The sequence below is a fragment of the Streptomyces abyssomicinicus genome (genome assembly GCF_008974245.1).
GTDB classification, from domain to species: Bacteria; Actinomycetota; Actinomycetes; order Streptomycetales; family Streptomycetaceae; genus Streptomyces; species Streptomyces abyssomicinicus.
On sequence record NZ_BBZI01000009.1, the window covers coordinates 73,597 to 92,105 of the forward strand.

15 protein-coding genes and 1 pseudogene are annotated in these 18,509 nt (G+C 72.9%); 3 read left to right on the forward strand and 13 right to left on the reverse strand.

All coding sequences use genetic code 11. The features are described 5' to 3' along the window. Window positions 1–158: 158 nt before the first annotated feature. From GBN72_RS20740 to bldG, 5 genes are all read right to left on the reverse strand, one after another. Window positions 159–1,721 carry a DUF7059 domain-containing protein gene (locus GBN72_RS20740; protein ID WP_246212708.1) on the reverse strand — a complete coding sequence of 521 codons (1,563 nt, stop codon included), beginning with the start codon at window positions 1,719–1,721 and terminating at the stop codon, window positions 159–161. 204 nt (window positions 1,722–1,925) lie between these two features. Beyond that, complete coding sequence (locus GBN72_RS20745; RefSeq protein WP_151773391.1) at window positions 1,926–2,507, reverse strand: small secreted protein; 582 nt, start codon at window positions 2,505–2,507, stop codon at window positions 1,926–1,928. A gap of 190 nt (window positions 2,508–2,697) precedes the next feature. Further along, a complete protein-coding gene (locus tag GBN72_RS20750; RefSeq protein ID WP_246212774.1) occupies window positions 2,698–5,013 on the reverse strand; it encodes a sodium-translocating pyrophosphatase in 2,316 nt (771 codons plus the stop codon). Between the two features lie 380 nt (window positions 5,014–5,393). Beyond that, the gene (locus GBN72_RS20760; RefSeq protein WP_151773394.1) at window positions 5,394–5,819 is read right to left on the reverse strand and encodes an ATP-binding protein; all 426 of its coding nucleotides are present in this window, start codon (window positions 5,817–5,819) and stop codon (window positions 5,394–5,396) included. Between the two features lie 106 nt (window positions 5,820–5,925). Beyond that, complete coding sequence (gene bldG / locus GBN72_RS20765; protein WP_003975386.1) at window positions 5,926–6,267, reverse strand: anti-sigma factor antagonist BldG; 342 nt, start codon at window positions 6,265–6,267, stop codon at window positions 5,926–5,928. A 79-nt stretch (window positions 6,268–6,346) separates the two neighbouring features. Between bldG and GBN72_RS20770 the strand changes: the two genes are divergently transcribed. Further along, on the forward strand, window positions 6,347–9,067 hold the full coding sequence (locus tag GBN72_RS20770) for a DEAD/DEAH box helicase (RefSeq protein WP_246212710.1): 2,721 nt from the start codon (window positions 6,347–6,349) through the stop codon (window positions 9,065–9,067). A 426-nt stretch (window positions 9,068–9,493) separates the two neighbouring features. Here the strand turns inward: GBN72_RS20770 and GBN72_RS20775 are convergent. The 7 genes and pseudogenes from GBN72_RS20775 to ssd all read right to left on the reverse strand — a co-directional run. Next, window positions 9,494–9,760: pseudogene (locus tag GBN72_RS20775) on the reverse strand (Rv3654c family TadE-like protein); the annotation flags it as partial. Beyond that, window positions 9,757–10,089, reverse strand: a complete 333-nt coding sequence (locus tag GBN72_RS20780; protein WP_246212711.1) for a TadE family type IV pilus minor pilin — start codon at window positions 10,087–10,089, stop codon at window positions 9,757–9,759. The pseudogene GBN72_RS20775 and the gene GBN72_RS20780, both read right to left, overlap by 4 nt. Before the next feature lie 109 nt (window positions 10,090–10,198). Next, entirely contained in the window at window positions 10,199–10,417 is a 219-nt protein-coding gene (locus GBN72_RS20785; RefSeq protein ID WP_164540810.1) for a DUF4244 domain-containing protein, read from the reverse strand. A 77-nt stretch (window positions 10,418–10,494) separates the two neighbouring features. After that, the gene (locus GBN72_RS20790) at window positions 10,495–11,070 is read right to left on the reverse strand and encodes a type II secretion system F family protein (RefSeq protein WP_439959789.1); all 576 of its coding nucleotides are present in this window, start codon (window positions 11,068–11,070) and stop codon (window positions 10,495–10,497) included. A 203-nt stretch (window positions 11,071–11,273) separates the two neighbouring features. Beyond that, window positions 11,274–12,281 carry a type II secretion system F family protein gene (locus GBN72_RS20795; RefSeq protein ID WP_246212713.1) on the reverse strand — a complete coding sequence of 336 codons (1,008 nt, stop codon included), beginning with the start codon at window positions 12,279–12,281 and terminating at the stop codon, window positions 11,274–11,276. Continuing rightward, a complete protein-coding gene (locus GBN72_RS20800; RefSeq protein WP_151773398.1) occupies window positions 12,278–13,513 on the reverse strand; it encodes a TadA family conjugal transfer-associated ATPase in 1,236 nt (411 codons plus the stop codon). The genes GBN72_RS20795 and GBN72_RS20800 overlap by 4 nt, the downstream gene beginning before the upstream one ends. After that, window positions 13,510–14,613, reverse strand: a complete 1,104-nt coding sequence (ssd, locus tag GBN72_RS20805) for a septum site-determining protein Ssd (protein ID WP_151773399.1) — start codon at window positions 14,611–14,613, stop codon at window positions 13,510–13,512. The genes GBN72_RS20800 and ssd overlap by 4 nt, the downstream gene beginning before the upstream one ends. Before the next feature lie 575 nt (window positions 14,614–15,188). Between ssd and GBN72_RS20810 the strand changes: the two genes are divergently transcribed. Next, window positions 15,189–16,022 carry an HAD family hydrolase gene (locus GBN72_RS20810; RefSeq protein ID WP_151773400.1) on the forward strand — a complete coding sequence of 278 codons (834 nt, stop codon included), beginning with the start codon at window positions 15,189–15,191 and terminating at the stop codon, window positions 16,020–16,022. 451 nt (window positions 16,023–16,473) lie between these two features. Here GBN72_RS20810 and GBN72_RS20815 read toward each other — a convergent pair whose 3' ends face one another. Then, window positions 16,474–17,298 (reverse strand): Fic family protein, encoded by an 825-nt coding sequence (locus GBN72_RS20815; protein ID WP_151773401.1) that lies wholly within the window; start codon window positions 17,296–17,298, stop codon window positions 16,474–16,476. A gap of 174 nt (window positions 17,299–17,472) precedes the next feature. Between GBN72_RS20815 and GBN72_RS20820 the strand changes: the two genes are divergently transcribed. Further along, window positions 17,473–18,453 (forward strand): ATP-binding protein, encoded by a 981-nt coding sequence (locus tag GBN72_RS20820; RefSeq protein WP_151773402.1) that lies wholly within the window; start codon window positions 17,473–17,475, stop codon window positions 18,451–18,453. The last annotated feature ends 56 nt before the right edge of the window (window positions 18,454–18,509 follow it).

Below are 18,509 nucleotides of genomic sequence, written 5' to 3' on the forward strand. Positions count from 1 at the left end.
ACGGTAACCCGACTACCGTCATTCCTGCCGCCCGGAGTCCCGAGCCGGCCCGGAGGCGGCCGGGGGGACGGGCGGTGCCCGCCGTCCCGGCCTGCGACGACGCCAAGATTCGGCGTCCCCGCCCGGCCGCTTCTCCAAACGGCTCCCCGCCCCCGCCGTCAGGAGTCCGGGGTCAGGAAGCCCTGCTCGATCAGCAGCCTGATCTGCGCGGGTGTGCGGTCCCGCAGGAGTACCGGGTCCTCACCCATCAGCTGGGCGATGGCGTCCAGGATCCGGCCGGCACTGAGCGATCCGTCACAGACGCCCGCGAAGCCGGCGCCGACGGTGTCCACCTTGGTGGCCCGGCGCATGCCGCGGTTCTGCCGGAGCACGACGTGCTCCGGGTCCTCCGCACCGGGCAGTCCGACCTGTTCCTGGACGACCTCGCCGGTCAGCCGGAAGTGGGCAGCGAGCAGGGCGGCGTCGTCGTTGCCGCGCAGGTAGTCGACCCGGTCGAAGTGGGCTCGCACCGTATCGCCGAGCGGCTGTTCGACGGGATGCGGCCATTCCTCGATGGTGACGGAGGGATCGCTCTCGGCAGCCGCGCTCCGGCGGAGCGTGATCCAGCCGAATCCCACCGACCGGACGTCCCGGGCCTCGAACTCGTCCAGCCAGGCGTCGTAGCGGGCCTGGTACTCGACCGGGTCGCCCTGATGGTCCCCGGCGTCGCGCAGCCAGAGTTCGGCGTACTGGGTGATGTCCTGGACCTCGCGCTGGACGATCCACGCGTCGCATCCCCACGGCACCCAGGACGCCAGCCGGCTCTGCCAGTCCTCGCCGTCCACGTGCTCCCAGTTGGCGAGGAATTGGGCGAAGCCGCCCTCGTTCAGCCGGGCACCGGACTGCTGGACCAGGGTGCGGCAGAGGTCGTCGCCGCTCATGCCGCCGTCCCGGTAGGTGAGCCGGGCTCCGGGGGAGATGACGAAGGGCGGGTTGGAGACGATCAGGTCGTACGTGTCCTGCTCGGGCAGCGGCTCGAAGAGGGAGCCCTCGCACAGTTCGGCGGCGGGTGCGCCGGAGAGTGCCAGGGTCAGCGCCGTCATGTGCAGGGCGCGGGGGTTGAGGTCGGTGGCCGTCACCCGGGTGGCGTGTCCAGTGGCGTGCAGGGCCTGGATACCGGAACCGGTTCCCAGGTCCAGGGCGGAGGCCATCGGGGTGCGGACGGTGATGCCCGCCAGGGTGGTGGAGGCGCCGCCGACGCCGAGCACCACGCCCTCCTCCTTGCTGCCGATGCCGCCTGCGCCGCCGACGGCGCAGCCGAGGTCCGAGACGATGAACCAGTCCTCGCCACCCGGTCCGCCGTACGGGCGGACGTCGACGGTGGCGGCGATCTCATCGCCACCGGACGGCCGCAGCCATCCGGCGTCGAGGCAGTCCTCCAGCGGCAGCACCTCGGCGGCCCGCCGACGCGGGACGGGCTGCTGGAGCAGGAAGAGGCGGACCAGTATCTCCAGCGCCGAGTCGCCACGGGTGGCACGCAGCGCGGGGACGACCTCGGCCCGAGCGAGCGCCGCGTAGGCCGGGGCACCGAGCAGGTCGAGCAACCCGTCGGCGGTGAAGGCCGCCTCGAGCAGGGCTTCCCTCAGACGCGCCGCGGCGTCCGGGCGGTCGGCGGCCGGCAGGGCGGACAGGGCCGAGGGCCGCTTGTCCGATGACTGGGGTGACTGACTGGCGTTGCTCACCACCCCATTGTCACCGCTCGCGCCCGGCCGACGCACTGCCTGTGGACGGCGCCTGGCCGCCGACGGTGCCGCCTGTGGACAACACGGCGCCGTCCCGACGGTGGGTCAGCTCTGCGGGTGAACGTCGGCAGTGGGGTACGGGGAGGGGCCGGACCCACGACCGACCCGGCCTCGCTTCGGGACCGGGACCGGACAGGCAGCGCGTCAGGCGCCGGAATTCGCGTCGTCGCCCGCACCCTCGCCCGTACCGGCCTTGCAGCTGGCCTGGCCGCGCATGGCCTCGCCGACCTCGCCCTCCTCCAGCCGCTTGAGTGCGTCGCTGCCGCTGCCACTGAGCTTCTGCAGCTGGGTGCCGACTTCCTTGAGGCCGTCGGCGAACTCCGCCTGGTCGTCGGTCTTGAGCTTGTCGACCTGCTTCTTCAGGTCCGCGTACGAGTCGGCGATGGAGTTGAGCTCCTTCACCGCGTCCTGCTGCTTCTTCTCGCCGTTCTCCACCGCAGGCGGGCCGGCCTGGTCGATCACGGAACCGATCTTGCGGTAGGCATCGGACATCTCCTGGAAGGCCTTGGAATCGGTCTCCTTGACGTCCTTGGGCGGGGCCTTGTCCGAACTCTCCTCCTGGATGGAGGCGTTGGCGGCCTGAATCCTTGCGGCCTGCGGCTGCACACCGTCACAGACCTTCTTGGCCCAGGCGTTGAGCTCTTCGCTGTTGTCGTCACCGCAACCGGACAGCGCCAGCATCAGTGCCGCACCCCCGGCCAGGGCGGTCGCGAGCCTCTTCTTCACCGGTCGGTCCCTTCCGTCGCTCTCGGCCCCGGAACTTACACGCCGGGCCAGGGCCACACGGAGTCCGACCATCCGATTTATTACATATTGAATCCTTTTGCATCAGCGAGAGAAGATTCACGACCACATTCGCGCAAGCTCGCACACAAGAAGGGCACAAGTGGTCGTTGGGAACGGTGACCGTCCTCCGTCAGGGGGCGGCCGCCGCACCGGCCCCGCCGGCGTCGTCCATGGCGATCCCGCGGCGCCTGGAAATCCACACCGCGACCACCACGACGGCCAGGGCGAGCAGCGCGATCACCACCCGTAGAACGGTGTTGGCGCCGGTGCCGTAGCCGAGTCGGATCACCGCGGGCGCGATCAGCAGCGCCACCAGGTTCATCACCTTCAACAGCGGATTGATGGCCGGACCGGCGGTGTCCTTGAACGGATCTCCCACGGTGTCGCCGATGACGGTGGCCTCGTGCGCCTCGCTCCCCTTGCCGCCGAAGTTCCCGTCCTCCACCAGCTTCTTCGCGTTGTCCCAGGCGCCACCGGAGTTGGCGAGGAACACCGCCATCAGCGTGCCCGTGCCGATCGCCCCGGCCAGGAAGGCGGCCAGCGCTCCCACTCCCAGGGTGAAGCCGACGACGATGGGTGCCGTCACCGCCAGCAACCCGGGCGTGGCGAGCTCGCGCAGGGCGTCACGGGTGCAGATGTCCACGACCCGCCCGTATTCGGGCTGTTCGGTGTAGTTCATGATCCCCGGCCGCTCCCGGAACTGGCGTCGCACCTCGAAGACCACCGCTCCCGCCGAGCGGGACACCGCGTTGACGGCCAGGCCGGAGAAGAGGAACACCACCGCGGCACCCACGATCAGCCCGACCAGGTTGTTGGGCTGGGTGATGTCGGTGATCAGCGTCAACGGCGCCTCAGGGCCCGAAAGCCTCTCGCCCACCTCCCGCGCCCCGTTGATCACGGCGTCCCGGTAGGAGCCGAAGAGCGCCGCCGCGGCCAGTACCGCGGTGGCGATGGCGATGCCCTTGGTGATCGCCTTGGTGGTGTTGCCCACGGCGTCCAGGCCGGTCAGGACCTGGGCGCCCGGCCCCTCCACGTCGCCGGACATCTCGGCGATGCCCTGGGCGTTGTCGGAGACCGGACCGAAGGTGTCCATGGCGACGATCACCCCGACCGTGGTCAGGAGTCCGGTGCCGGCGAGCGCCACCGCGAACAGGGCGAGCATCACCGAGGAACCGCCGAGCAGGAACGCCCCGTACACGCCGAGGGCGATCAGCAGGGCGGTGTAGACGGCGGACTCCAGGCCGATCGCCACTCCGGCCAGGATGACGGTGGCCGGGCCGGTGAGCGAGGTCCGGCCGATGTCCCTCACCGGACGGCGGCCGGTCTCGGTGAAGTAGCCGGTCAGCTGCTGGATCAACGCGGCCAGCACGATGCCGATGGCCACGGCGACCAGGGCCAGCACCCGCGGATCGCCGGATTTGCCGCTGACGGCCTGGTCGGTCACCCCGTCCAGCTCGGCGTACGAGGAGGGCAGGTACACGAACACCGCGACCGCGACGAGGGCGAGCGAGACCACCGCCGAGACGAAGAAGCCCCGGTTGATGGCGCTCATGCCGCTGCGGTCGGCTCGGCGGGGCACCACCGCGAAGATGCCGATCATCGCGGTGACCACTCCGATCGCCGGGACCATCAGCGGAAAGGCGAGCCCGGCGTCGCCGAAGGCCACCTTGCCCAGGATCAGCACGGCGACCAGTGTCACGGCGTAGGACTCGAAGAGATCGGCCGCCATGCCCGCGCAGTCGCCCACGTTGTCCCCGACGTTGTCGGCGATGGTGGCCGCGTTGCGCGGGTCGTCCTCCGGGATGCCCTGTTCGACCTTCCCGACCAGGTCGGCACCGACGTCGGCCGCCTTGGTGAAGATACCGCCGCCGACCCGCATGAACATGGCGATCAGGGCGGCGCCCAGACCGAAGCCCTCCAGCACCTTTGGCGCGTCCGCGGCGTACACAAGCACCACACAGGCCGCGCCCAGCAGTCCGAGGCCCACCGTGAACATGCCGACCACCCCGCCCGTCCGGAAGGCGATGCGCATCGCCTCACGGGTCGCGTCGGGCGTGGTGGCGTCGTCGTCGGACGCGGCACGGGCGGCGGCCGCGACGCGGACGTTGCTGCGGACGGCCAGCCACATGCCGGTGTAGCCGGTGGCCGCCGAGAACGCCGCGCCGATCAGGAAGAACAGCGACCGGCCGATCCGCTGCCCCCAGTCGTCCGCGGGCAACAGGAGCAGCAGCAGGAAGACCACGGCGGCGAAGACGGCGAGAGTGCGCAACTGCCGGGACAGATAGGCCTTGGCACCCTCCTGGACGGCCGCGGCGATCCGCCTCATGCTCTCGGTTCCCTCACCGGCGGCGAGTACTTGGCGCACCAGCACCCCGGCCACCACCAGGGCGGCCAGCGCCACCAGCGCGATCACGGCCACGATCACCCGGTTGCCGTCCGTCAGCACCGCGGCGAGGTCCACGTCGTCGCGCGCGGACGGGAAGCCTCGCACAGCCTCGACGGCCCAGTGCGCCATGCCGGTCCCGCTGGCCCCGTCGGCGCCGCCGGTCCCGTCGGCGCCGCCGGTCCCGTAGGCTCCGGCGGTTCCGTAGGCTCCGGCGGTTCCGGACATGAGGGAACGCCCCGCCATTCGGCCTCCTCGACGCCTGGACCGAGCTCGAAGCGGTGGCCGGAAGGCCGCCACACTCTTCAGAGCAGCGTCACACGAACGGGACGAAGGCGCATATCAGGCAAAAGCGGTCCGCCCGGGCAGAGCGGACGGGCGGTACGCCTCGACGCGGGGGGGGAGGGGGGACAAGTCGCGGCGCCCGTCGGGCGCGAAGAGGTTCAGGCGCGGGCGGTGGGCCAGGTCATCCGGATGAGGCCGCCCTCGGAGCCTGCGCTGACCTGCAGGTCGTCGACCAGGCCGGAGATCACCGCGAGGCCCATCTGGTCCTCTTCGGTCTCCGCCGCGTCGAGCACCTCCGGAGAAACGCCGGACGCCGCGTCGACGGAGGTCGAGCGGGGCGCGTCGTCGGCCACCTCGATCGAGAAGAGCTTCTCCTCGTCGGTCAGGGAGATCCGCACCGGCGTGCCGAGGCCACTGCCGCGGTGCAGTCCGACCGCGCGGGAGCAGGCCTCGCCGACGGCCAGGCGGACCTCGTCGAGAACCGCCTCGTCCACTCCGGCCCGGCGCGCCACCGCGGCCGCCACCAGCCTGGCCGTCCGCACATGCGCCGGCAGCGGGCTGATGAGGAGTTCAACGGTGGCCATGCATCCCCCTCGGAACTACGGTCCTGCTTCCCGGAGGGCATGCCGACGCACCGGCCAGCCCTCCCGATGGTCGTCCGCCCCGGGCCGAGGCCCGGGGCGGCACTGGTCAGTCGGTGGCCGCTACCGCTTCCTCGACCGACGTGTGGATCGGGAAGACCTTGGTCAGGCCAGTGATCCGGAAAATCTTCAGAATGCGCTCCTGGTTGCACACCAGACGGAGCGAGCCCTCATGGGCGCGCACCCGCTTCAGGCCGCCGACCAGCACGCCGAGCCCGGTGGAGTCGAGGAAGTCCACGCCCTCCATGTCGACGACGAGGTGAAAGCTCCCGTCGTTCACCAGCTCGACCAGCTGCTCGCGCAGCTTGGGCGCGGTATATACGTCGATTTCGCCACCGACCTCGACGACCGTGCGATCGCCGACGGTACGGGTCGACAGGGACAGGTCCACGGATCCTCCAGCACCTTGCTATCGAGCGGTCGCCCCTCGGGACACCTGGCGGAATCCCCGGGACTGTTCGCCAGCCGCGATGGCATTCAATCACTTACCGGCAGGCGCGCACGACGCCTTGAGTCCATTGTCCTTCCAGCCGGTGACACACTCGGTGCCGATGGCTGAGAATCACCGATCCGGTCGAACCCGGACGGACACTGCTTCCCGTCCTTCGCCGGGCACGATTCTGGACCGGCTCGCCGGGGGTCCGGATCGCGCTGCGCGCATCACTCATACGGAGCACCTGCCCCCTCGGACGGGTCGGCATGCCGTCTGGCCGCACGAGATCCGGGAGGAAGTTCTGGCGGCGATCCGGGCGCACGGCATCGAGCACCCCTGGGCCCACCAGGCACGGGTGGCCCAGCACGCCCTGGACGGCGAGTCGGTCGTGGTCGCCACCGGTACCGCGTCGGGCAAGTCGCTGGCCTATCTGGTGCCCGTGCTCTCCGCCCTGCTGGACGGCGCCGAGGCGCCCAACGGCCGGGGCGCCACCGCGCTGTACCTGGCCCCCACCAAGGCCCTCGCCGCCGACCAGCACCGCGCCGTACGGGAACTCGCGGGGCCTCTCGGGACCAAGGTGCGCCCGGCCGTGTACGACGGCGACACCCCGGTCGAGGAGCGGGAATGGGTCCGCCAGTACGCCAACTACGTGCTGACCAACCCGGACATGCTCCACCGCGGCATCCTGCCCTCCCATCCCCGCTGGTCCTCCTTCCTGCGGGCGCTGCGGTACGTGGTGATCGACGAGTGCCACACCTACCGGGGGGTCTTCGGGTCGCACGTCGCCCAGGTGCTGCGCCGGCTGCGCCGGCTCTGCGCCCGGTACGGCTCCTCCCCCGTGTTCCTGCTGGCCTCGGCCACGGCCGCCGAGCCCGCCGCAGCGGCCCGGCGGCTCACCGGTCTGCCGGTCACCGAGGTGGCCGACGACGCGTCGCCCCGCGGCGAGCTGCTGTTCGCCCTGTGGGAACCACCGCTCACCGAACTCCAGGGCGAGAAGGGCGCGCCGGTCCGCCGCACCGCCACCGCCGAGACGGCCGACCTGCTCACCTCCCTCACCTTGCAGGGCGTGCGCAGCGTGGCGTTCGTCCGTTCGAGGCGCGGCGCGGAACTGATCTCGGTCATCACGCAGGAGCGACTGGCCGAAAAAGATCGTTCGCTGGCCGGGCGTGTCGCGGCATACCGGGGTGGCTATCTGCCGGAGGAACGGCGCGCGCTGGAGCGCGCGCTCCACTCCGGGAAGCTGCTGGGACTCGCCGCGACCACCGCACTGGAGCTCGGCGTGGACGTGTCCGGCCTCGACGCCGTGGTGATCTGCGGCTATCCCGGCACCCGCGCCTCCCTCTGGCAGCAGGCAGGCCGTGCCGGGCGCACCGGTCAGGGGGCGCTGGCGATCCTGGTGGCCCGCGACGATCCGCTGGACACGTTCCTGGTCCACCACCCGGAGGCGCTCTTCGACCGTCCGGTGGAATCCACCGTCCTCGACCCCGACAACCCGTACGTGCTGGCCCCTCACCTGTGCGCCGCCGCGGCCGAGCTTCCGCTGACCGCCGAGGATCTGGCGCTCTTCGGCCCGGCGACCGGAGACCTGATGCCGCAGCTGGAGGCGGCCGGCCTGCTGCGCCGTCGTGCCAGGGCCTGGCACTGGACCCGCCGGGAGCGGGCGGCCGACCTCGCCGACATCCGGGGCGGGGACGGCCGCCCGGTCCAGGTGGTCGAGACCGGCACCGGCCGCCTGCTGGGAACGGTCGACGCCGGGGCCGCCCACACCTCCGTCCACGAGGGTGCGGTCCATCTCCACCAGGGCCTCACCTATCTGGTCCGGGAGCTCGACCTTGAGGCGTCCGTCGCCCTGGTCGAACGGTCCGACCCGCCGTACACGACCGTCGCCAGGGACACCACGGCCATCTCCGTCCTTTCCACCGACGCCGAGATTCCCTGGGGTGACGGGCGGTTGTGCTTCGGCTCGGTGGAAGTCACCAACCAGGTGGTCTCCTATCTCCGCCGTCGGCTGATCACCGGTGAGGTGCTGGGCGAGTCCAAGCTGGACCTGCCGCCCAGGACGCTGCGTACCAGGGCCGTCTGGTGGACCGTCACCGAGGACCAGCTGGACTCGGCGCGGATCACGCCCGAGATCCTCGGCGGCGCCCTGCACGCGGCCGAGCACGCCTCGATCGGCATGCTGCCCCTGTTCGCCACCTGCGACCGCTGGGACATCGGCGGCGTCTCCGTCCCGCTCCACCCCGACACACTGCTGCCCACGGTCTTCGTCTACGACGGCCATCCGGGCGGTGCCGGGTTCGCCGAGCGCGCCTTCCACACGGCCCGGGAGTGGCTGCGGGCGACCCGCGAGGCCATCGCGTCCTGCGAGTGCGAGGCCGGATGCCCGTCCTGCATCCAGTCCCCGAAGTGCGGCAACGGCAACGAACCTCTGCACAAGCGCGGGGCGGTGCGGTTGCTGACCGAACTGCTCAGGGGGGCGCCGGAGAAGGACCTCACGCCGCCGACCGGCGGCGCGCCCGCCGAGCCCGGGCCCACGAAGGCCGCCGGGGGCCTCCCGCCCGGCCAGGAGGGCCGGAATGACCTCGCGGAGCCTGGCCGGGAAACGGCCGAGAACCACCCTGCGGAGAGCCCGGGGACGGCCGGGAGCGAGCCCGCGGAGCCCGCACCTGGGAGGGCCGGGGGTGGCGCTCCGGTCCCCGGCCGCGAATCCGGCTCTGGAACCCTTCCGGCCCCCGGGCCACGGACGTCCGAAGGCTGACGCCTCGTCCACCGTGGACGCCGCGACCGCCTGCGGCTCGGCAGAGCGGTGGCTTCCGGGACGGAGTCGCGCCGGGGCATCCCTCCGTGCCGTGAAATTGGACGGAGGCGACGCGTCCGGGGGCAGCCTTGGACTGGCTCCGGACGACGGTCCGAGGGCGGCCTCCCGGGCGGGCCCGGGATCAGGTTTCCGGTCCCGACCCGGGCCCGAACCATGATCCGGCTTGGGTTCCGGGTTCGGGTCCCAGTACGACGCCGGGTTTGGGTTTGGGTTCGACTCCGACTCCGGGTCCGGGTCCGAGCCCGGGTTCGGCTCCGGGCCCGGAGAGGGATTCGGTGCAGGCCCGGGTCCCGGCTCCCGGCCCGGCGGGCCGGCCCGCGACCTGGACTCCGCCGTGAAGGGGCCATGCCCGGCCGTGACGACCACGTCGGCCACCTCCCCCGTCACCTCGCACCGGACCAACCGCGTCTCCTGCTCGTGGGCCACCCGGCCGGCAAGGCCGCAGGCCGCCCCCGCCCCGTCCGTCCAGGGACCGGCCGCCGCCAGCGCGGCCAGGTCGGCACCCGCCGCCGCGCGATGCCGCACCACCACCGTCTCGCTCATCGCGAGCACCGCGGCGAAGACCACGCACAGTGCGCTCACGATCCCGCCCGCCCAGACCGTCGCCGATCCCCGGTCGTCACGGCATCTCATGGCCCGGACCCGACGGTTTCCTCGGCGAACGCGAACGCCTCGTGCCGCACCTCGAAGGGCAGGGCCCCGGCCCCTGGCGGGCGGGCCACCACGCTTACCCGCACCATGTCGCCGCTGCGGCCGACGGTCACCACAGCACCGTCCGGAGCGGCGCGCCGGGCCACGGTGAGCACCGCCTCCGGAGGGTCCTGCCGGGCAGCGGCCCGGGCGCCGGCCCGGGCCGCGTCCACACACTGGATCTGCGCGGCGGTCGCCGTCAACGCCCACATCAGCGCCATCCCGAAGAGGACCAGCACGGGCAGGGTCACCGCCGTCTCCGCGGTCACCATCCCACTCTGCCGGTCGCGCACGGGCCGGCAGGCCGGCCCGTGCTCCTGCCCCTCCTGGTGACGGACCCGCCGCGACGGCGCCTCCTGCCCCGGACCCCGCAGCCCTGCCTCAGGGCCCTCCATCGAGCGCCTTCTTCACCAGCCCCTGCAGTTCGGCGTTGACCTGGCCGCTGGTCACCACCTTGTACAGCACGGCGGCGAACGCCACCGCCGCCACGATGCCCATCGCGTACTCCGAAGTGACCATGCCCGCGTCCCGGCGGGCAGCCCCGGCCCTGCAGGCCAGGCACAGCAGCCGGTTCCACATCCGGCGGACTCCTCGTGTCATGTTCCGCATCTCGACCTCCAGGTCGTCGTTCCGCTTCTCGCTTTTCAAGGACCGCCGCACTCACGCGGCGGAGTCGTTCACGGGCCCGCCCCGAGGGCACCTCCCGCCAGGCCGATCACCACGGGAAGCACACCGACCGTGATGAAGGCCGGCAGGAAGCACAGGCCCACCGGGCCGGTGACCAGCACGCCCGCCCTGCGGGCCCGTCCCGCGGCAGCCCGGTCCCCGGCCGCCCGGGCCTCGGCGGCGAGCCGCGCGGCGGGCGCCGCGGCCGGCAGGCCGGACTCACCCGCGCGTTCGATGAGCCGGGCGAGCGGCGCCGCCCCCGGCACGGCGGCCAGTCCCCGCCACGCCCCGGCCGGTTCGCCCCCGAGCCGCACCTCGGCCGCGCCCTGTTCGAGTCGTGCGCCCAGAGGGCCGCCGAGTGCCGCTCCCACCGCACGGGCGGCGACCACCGGGTCGGCCCCGGCCTCCACACAGGCCGCCAGGAGATCGGCGGCGAGCGGAAGCTGCCGGGCAGCCTGAACGGCCGTCCGGTCCGTAGCGGCCTCGCGCGCGGCCCACCGTCCGAGCCGGTGGCGCAGGATCAGCCCCGCCAGGACTCCGGCGACCAGACCGGGGAGCCCTCCGAGCAGCAGCCAGCCCACAGCCACCGCTCCGAGCACCGCCGCGCGGCGCCGGGTCGCCTCACCGGGCTGCCACCGCCTGTATGCCGCCGGGGAAGGCGGGGCGGGCCGTCCGAGCAATGTCTCCGCCCTGCGGCGTGCACGTGCCGCGCCGCGTCGGTTCACGGCCGTCCCGAGCGCCCAGCACAGGGCCGCCGGCAAGATCAGCGGCACCGCGGCGGCCGGCCAGGTCATGACCCTTCCTCCGCGCCGCGCACGATGCGCAGCGCCCACCAGATGCCCGCGGCCTCGAGCAGTCCGCCCACGGCAAGGCACCCCAGCCCGGGTCCCGTGTGCAGCAGGATTCGCAACGGGTCGGCCCCCAATGCCGTGCCCAGGACCAGCCCGACGCCCGGGAGCCCCGCGAGCATCACGGTCGTGGCCCGGGCACCGGCAAGCTGGGAACGGAGGTCGGCACGCCTGTCCCGCTCCGCCCGGAGGGCCGCGTCGAGCCGTTCCAGCCCGGCGGCCAGACCCGCACCCCGGTCCACCGCCACCCTCCAGCACGCCGCGAGCCCACGCAGTCCCTCGGCCCCGGGCGGACGCGAGGCACCGGCCAGCGCTGACGGGACGTCACCGCCGAACCTCGCGGCGGCGACCACCTGCGCGAGCGCCTCGCCCAGTCCCGCTGCGCCTGCGTCGTGGACCGCGACGGCCAAGGCCTCGCCTGGCTGGCGACCCGCCCGGACCTCACCGGCCAGCGCGCCGCAGAGGGCGATCACCGCGTCGGCCCGCCGGTCCCGATCGCGCCGTTCCCTGGTGGCCCGCCGCGCCCTCCTGACCAATGGCACGGCCGCCAGGCCCAGGACCAAGGGCAGTGGTGACGCCCCCAGGATCGCCACCGCGCCCGTCGCAACCAGAAGCCACCGCGCCTCCCGGCTGCCGCCCTTGCCCGGCAGGTCCCGGCCGAGCGGCTCGTCGCGGGCGGGGGGACCGTGCCGAGCGGACGCACCGCCGGGCCACGCCCACCGCAAGCGACGAGCCGCACCACCACGCGTCGCCGGAAGCCCCTGCCGCCCGGTGTCACGGCCCGCCTGCACCACACCGGCCGCCGCGCCCGCCCCGGACACCGCGGCCATCGCCCGCGCCCGGGAGGCGACCGACCGGGGCCTCAGCCCCCACCAGACGCCCCCGGCCGCGCCGACGGCGACCATCGCGGTCACCCCACTCGCCGTCAGGACGTCCCCGGCACCGGTCACGACGCCTCCTCCGCACGCGCCGCCGCACCACCCGGGCCACCCGGGTCACCGGCGTCCAGGAGTTCCACCAGTCGCGCCCACCCGCGCTCCGGCACGAAGGCCCCCTCGCTCCACCGCAGGGCCGGGACCGTCCGCACCAGCCCGTCGTCGCCCCGCTCCAGCACCCGTACCTCGGCGATCCGCCGACGTCCGCTCCTTTCACGGACCAGGTGGACGACCACCGACAGCGCGGCCGCCAGCTGACTGTGCAGCGCGGCCCGGTCGAGCCCGGCGGCGGTGCCGAGGGCCTCCAGACGGGCGGGGACATCCGCCGCGGCGTTGGCGTGCACCGTGCCGCAGCCGCTGTGGCCGGTGTTCAGCGCGGCCAGCAGATGCACCACCTCGGCCCCGCGCACCTCGCCGACAACCAGCCGGTCGGGCCTCATCCGCAGTGCCTGCCGCACCAGGTCCTCCAGAGTCACCAGGCCGGCGCCCTCCTGGTTGGCGGGTCTGCTCTCCAGCCGCACCACATGGGGATGGTCCGGTCGCAGTTCCGACGAGTCCTCGGCGAGCACGATCCGCTCCGAGGGCCCGGTGAGACTGAGCAGGGCACTGAGCAGCGTGGTCTTCCCGGTGCCGGTGCCCCCGCTGATCAGGAACGACAGCCGGGCGTCGACCAGCGCCCGCAGGACGCCCTCACCGCCGGGCGGGACCATGCCGGCACGGGTCAGCTCGCCGAGGGTGAACGCCCGCGACCGGACCACGCGCAGGGAGAGGCAGGCACAGCCGACGGCCACCGGCGGGAGCACCGCGTGCAGCCGTGTCCCGTCGGGCAGCCGCGCGTCCACCCAGGGACGGGCGTCGTCGAGGCGGCGCCCGGTGACGGAGGCCAGCCGTTGCGCCAGGCGGCGCACCGCGACGGCGTCCGGGAAGATCACGCCGGTCAGCTCCAGCCCCGCGCCTCTGTCGACCCACACCCGGTCGGGCGCCGAGACCAGCACGTCGGTCACCTCCGGGTCCGCGAGCAGCGGCTCCAAGGGGCCGCTGCCCACCAGCTCCGAACGGAGCCGCACCGCCGCCCCCAGTACCTCCGCGTCGCCCAGAACCCGGCCGCCTCGCTCCCGCAGGGCCTGGGCCACGCGGGCCGGGGTGGGATCGGCTCCGCTCTCGGCGAGCCAGCGGCGTACTCCGTCGAGGAGGTCCCCCGTCGGGGCGGTGGCCTTGGCCGCGCCGCCCCGGGGTCCGGCGTTCATCGCCCGCCCGCCGAGGCCGCGGCGCGCGACCAGAACTGCCGGCAGAACCGGGTCAGCGGGGCGCGGGGCGCCGCTCCCGGTGGGAGCGAGGCGGAGACCGGGGCTCGCAGAGCGGGGTCGGCCGGGACCTCACCCAGCAGGGGCAGCCCGAGCAGCCGGGCCACCTCGGCGCCGTCGAGCCCGGGGGCGTGCGGGCCGCGCACGGCGACCCGGAGGTCCCTGAGCACCATCCCCGCCATCGAGGCCACCCGACCGGCGGCGGCCACGGCGCGGATCTCCGCGGGCACCACCAGAACTCCCAGGTCGAGCTGGGCGAGGATCTCGGCGACCCCTTCGTCCACCCGCCGCGGCAGGTCCACGACGACCGCGCCGCCACCGCGCCGGGCCGCCGCCAGAACGGCGCGGACGGCGTCCGGCGGGACCGTCACGCAGTCCCCGCGGTCCCAGCTCAGCACCCGCAGCGAATGGAGACTGGGCAGCGACTCCTCCAGGGCGCCGCCGCCCAGCCGCCCGCGCGAGGAGGCGAAGGCGGGCCAGCGCAGGCCCTCGGTCGTCTCGCCGCCCAGCAGCACGTCCAGCCCGCCGCCGAGCGGGTCGGCGTCCACCAGCAGCGTGCGCACCCCGCATCGGGCCGACGTGACGGCGAGGGCGCAGGCCAGGGTGGAGGCACCGGCGCCGCCGCGCCCGCCGATGACGCCGACCGTCAGGGCGGGGCGGCCGACGCCCTCCACGACATCGGCGATCCGGTCGGTGAGCCACTGCTCGCCGTCGGGAAGCACCAGCACGTGGTCGGCCCCGATCTCCACGGCATGGCGCCAGACCCCGGGGTCGTCCTGGTCCCGGCCGACGAGGACGACGCCGGGTCTACGGGGCGCACCGCGTACCCGCCGTGCGGCATCGTCACCGATCAGGACGAGGGGCGCGGCCTCCCATGCGGAGCGCCTGCCGGGCGGCCCCGGATGCACCTCGGGTGTCGCCCCGGCCGCGGCGCAGAGCCGCAACAGGTCGTCGAGGAGCAACGGGTCCTCGGTGACGATGAGCGGTGCGCCCGCTGCGCTTCCCGCGCCCGGTGCCGGTGCTGCGGAGGTGGATCCGGTCATGGCTGCTGTCTCCTGCCTGCCCGCACGAAGAGGCGGTGCCTCCCCGGGCCGTGTCGTGTCCGTGGTGGGCGACGCGGGGAAAACGGCGTGATGCGAGGGCAACGGACCGTGTTCCGAAGGCGTCGGAATCACCGTGCGGCAGCGCGGGAAAAGATGTGGATCTTGGTGGAAATCCGGGGACAACTCGGCGAATGTGGATATCGCGTTCACCCCGACGAGCGAGCCACGAGCGAGCCACGAGGGCTTGGTCCTCCATCGGACCGTCAGCGGCGACACACGTCTCGCTGCGCACCTCGACGGTGACGCACGGTAGCGATCACCGGGCCGAGAGAAGGCGGCCGGGAACCCTTCGAAAGGGAACCCGGCCGCCTTGCCCGGGAGGCCGAAACGCACCCGGACATGCGACGACCCCCGCCGGGGGGGAGAGCGGGGGTCGTCATCCACGGTCCGACTCGGGGGGGGAGGAGCCGAACCGGGTTAGCACGGTCGCGAACGATCCGTGACTTCCATGGTGTACCCGAGAGGCTTCTCAGGCAAACCCACGCGCCACACCTTACGCCGAATGGCTGCCCCCTATGCTCGCCCTTGTGGAAAACCACTCCTTGCCCCGCACCGCGGCCTTCTTCGACCTGGACAAGACGGTCATCGCGAAGTCGAGCACGCTCACCTTCGGCAGGTCCTTCTACCAAGGCGGACTGATCAATCGCCGTGCCGCTCTGCGCACGGCGTACACCCAGTTCGTCTTCCTCGCCGGCGGCGCCGACCACGAACAGATGGAGCGCATGCGGAGGTACCTCTCCGCCATGTGCCGAGGCTGGGACGTCCAGCAGGTCAGGGACATCATCGCCGAGACCCTGCACGACCTCATCGACCCGATCATCTACGACGAGGCCGCCTCCCTCATCGAGAAGCACCACCTGGCCGGCCGGGACGTGGTGATCGTCTCCACCTCGGGGTCGGTGATGGTCGAGCCGATCGGCGAGATGCTGGGCGCCGACCGGGTGGTGGCCACCCGGATGGTGGTCGGCGAGGACGGTCGCTTCACCGGCGAGGTCGAGTACTACGCGTACGGCCCGACGAAGGCCCAGGCCATTCGCGAGCTGGCGGAGTCCGAGGGCTACGACCTCGGTCGCTGCTACGCGTACAGCGATTCCGCGACGGACCTGCCCATGCTCGAGACGGTGGGCCACCCGCACGCGGTCAATCCGGACCGGACGCTGCGCCGCGAGGCACTGACCCGCGGCTGGCCGATCCTCGATTTCCACCGGCCGGTACGTCTGAAGCAGCGGCTCCCCACCTTCTCCACGCCCTCCCGGCCCGTGCTGGTCGCGGCGGCCACGGTGGGCGCGGCGGCGGCAGCGGCGCTGGTCTGGTACGCCGCGAGCCGCCGGCGATCGGCCCTCGCCTGAACGGCGGCGGGCGTGAAGGGTGGACGCCACCGGCCAACCCCCGGCGACGCCCCATCCCATGACCGGCGGTCAGCCGCTTGCGGCACGACCGCTCCTCCGGGTCGGCCCGCACTGCTTGAACAGGAAACCAAACAAATCGGGCCAGGGGTTCACATTGCCCATGGAACAGGAGTACAAAGGACTTAACGGCCCGCGAGACCAAGGACATCCGACGGGATGACCTTCGCAACGCGATGGCCCCACGGACCGGAGCATGAACACCGGGCACCCACGCGACGTCGACCCGTCGATTACGGGCCAGCCGCACCAGGCCAAGGGAGAAAGTTCCCGGCCTGATCGGCAATTTACGAGGACGCTTGGTAACCCGGCGGCACGTGCGAGCGGCGGCACGAGGATTCGTGCCGCCGCAACCCTGTTCCGGCCTCTCTCGCCTTCGGCGTCTCCCGCTCCGTCAGGCAGCGCCGCGCTGGAGCGCCTCGCAGACCGCGGTCGACTCCCGTGCTCCCAGCTCGACGGCCTTGCCGCAGTGCCCGATCCAGGCCGCCATGCCCTCCGGGGTGCCGGAGACATAGCCGTCCAGCGCCGCCAGGTAAGCGGCCCGCCCGAGTTCCGCGTGCCCCACCTCGGCCGGGCAGATGGACTTGGGGTCCAGTCCGCTGCCGACCAGCACGATGCGCTCGGCCGCCCGTGCCACCAGTCCGTTGTGCGAGCGGAAAGGCCGCAAGGCGAGGATCTCGCCGTGCACCACGGCCGCCTTGACCAGGGCGGGCGCCGCACCGCCGTCGATGATGAGCCGGGACAGGCCGTCGAGCCGTCCGGCGACCTCGTCGGCCTCGGGCAGCGGCAGCTCGATGAGGGGCTCCTCGACCGTCTCGCCCGCCAGCCGGGGGCGTCCGACGTCCTCGCCACGCCCCGCGGCGGCCACCAGGTGGAGGCGGGCCAGTACGCGCAGGGGGGACTGCCGCCAGATGGACAGCAGCTGACCCGCCTCGGCGGTGAGCCGTAGTGCGGCGCCCACCACGCGGGCGTCGTCGTCGCCGCTGAAGTCGGTCCGGCGCCGGACCTCCTCCAGCGCCCAGTCCGCGCCGGCGAGCGCGGCCGAACCGCGCGCTCCGCGGAGAGCCGCCTCACCGGTGATCTCGTTGCCGCGGCGGCGCATGATGCGGTGGCCGTACACCCGGTCGACGTACGTGCGGACGGATTCCACGGAGTCGGCCACGCCGGGAAGCGAACCCAGGGCCGCGAGCGGGTCGGCGGACGCGCCAGTCGTACTCATGAGTACGACATTACGCGCCCACGCGCGGCCACACATCGCCCGGCCCGGCGTCCACCGGGGCAAGTGACCCGGCGGAGCGCTCTGGACCGCACCCTTCACGACCACACCCACGATGGAGTGGTCATCACCCCGTATCGACCACCCCGCGCATCCGAAGCACTACGCTAGGTGAACATGAAAATTGCTTTCGTCGGCAAGGGTGGCAGCGGCAAGACAACCCTGTCCTCGCTCTTCGTCCGCCATCTCGCCGCGTCCGGGGCGCCGGTCATCGCCGTGGACGCCGACATCAACCAGCACCTGGGCGCGGCGCTCGGCCTGGACGAGGCGGAGGCCGCCGCCCTGCCCGCGCTGGGGGCGCAGCTGCCTCTCATCAAGGACTACCTGCGGGGGGAGAACCCCCGCATCGCCTCGGCCGAGACGATGATCAAGACCACGCCGCCCGGTGCGGGGTCCCGACTGCTGCGGGTGCGGGAGGAGAATCCGGTCTACGCTGCCTGCGCCCGTCCGGTCGAACTCGACGCCGGCGCCGTCCGCCTGATGGTCACCGGGCCGTTCACCGAGGCCGATCTGGGCGTGTCCTGCTACCACTCCAAGACCGGCGCGGTGGAGATGTGCCTCAACCACATGGTCGACGGGCGCGACGAGTATGTGGTGGTGGACATGACCGCCGGCTCGGACTCCTTCGCCTCCGGAATGTTCACCCGCTTCGACATGACCTTCCTGGTCGCCGAGCCCACCCGCAAGGGCGTCTCGGTCTACCGCCAGTACAAGGAATACGCCCGGGACTTCGGGGTCGCCCTGAAGGTCGTCGGCAACAAGGTGCAGGGCCCGGACGATCTGGAGTTCCTGCGGGCACAGGTGGGGGACGACCTGCTGGTGACGGTCGGCCACTCGGACTGGGTCCGCGCGATGGAGAAGGGCCGGCCGCCGCTCTTCGACCGGCTGGAGACGGACAACCGCGCGGCACTGGAGACACTGCGGACCGCCGCCGACGCACGGTACGAGGCGCGGGACTGGGAGCGGTACACGCGCCAGATGGTGCACTTCCACCTGCGGAACGCGGAGTCGTGGGGAAACGCCCGGACCGGGACCGACCTGGCGCGGCAGGTGGATCCCGGCTTCATGCTGGGCGAGCGGGTGGCCGAGCCGGCATGAGCCGTCGCACGCACGGAGAGCGGGAACGGTCGCCGGCTCCGGCCGACCCCGCGCCG

Excerpts from the sequence above, each read along its gene's own strand:
- GBN72_RS20800 (WP_151773398.1), bottom strand. The coding sequence starts at position 13,513 with ATGAACGCCGGACCCCGGGGCGGCGCGGCCAAGGCCACCGCCCCGACG.
- GBN72_RS20810 (WP_151773400.1), top strand. The coding sequence starts at position 15,189 with ATGCTCGCCCTTGTGGAAAACCACTCCTTGCCCCGCACCGCGGCCTTC.
- GBN72_RS20760 (WP_151773394.1), bottom strand. The coding sequence starts at position 5,819 with ATGGCCACCGTTGAACTCCTCATCAGCCCGCTGCCGGCGCATGTGCGG.
- ssd (WP_151773399.1), bottom strand. The coding sequence starts at position 14,613 with ATGACCGGATCCACCTCCGCAGCACCGGCACCGGGCGCGGGAAGCGCA.
- GBN72_RS20780 (WP_246212711.1), bottom strand. The coding sequence starts at position 10,089 with ATGGTGACCGCGGAGACGGCGGTGACCCTGCCCGTGCTGGTCCTCTTC.
- GBN72_RS20785 (WP_164540810.1), bottom strand. The coding sequence starts at position 10,417 with ATGACACGAGGAGTCCGCCGGATGTGGAACCGGCTGCTGTGCCTGGCC.
- GBN72_RS20770 (WP_246212710.1), top strand. The coding sequence starts at position 6,347 with ATGGCATTCAATCACTTACCGGCAGGCGCGCACGACGCCTTGAGTCCA.
- GBN72_RS20820 (WP_151773402.1), top strand. The coding sequence starts at position 17,473 with ATGAAAATTGCTTTCGTCGGCAAGGGTGGCAGCGGCAAGACAACCCTG.
- GBN72_RS20815 (WP_151773401.1), bottom strand. The coding sequence starts at position 17,298 with ATGAGTACGACTGGCGCGTCCGCCGACCCGCTCGCGGCCCTGGGTTCG.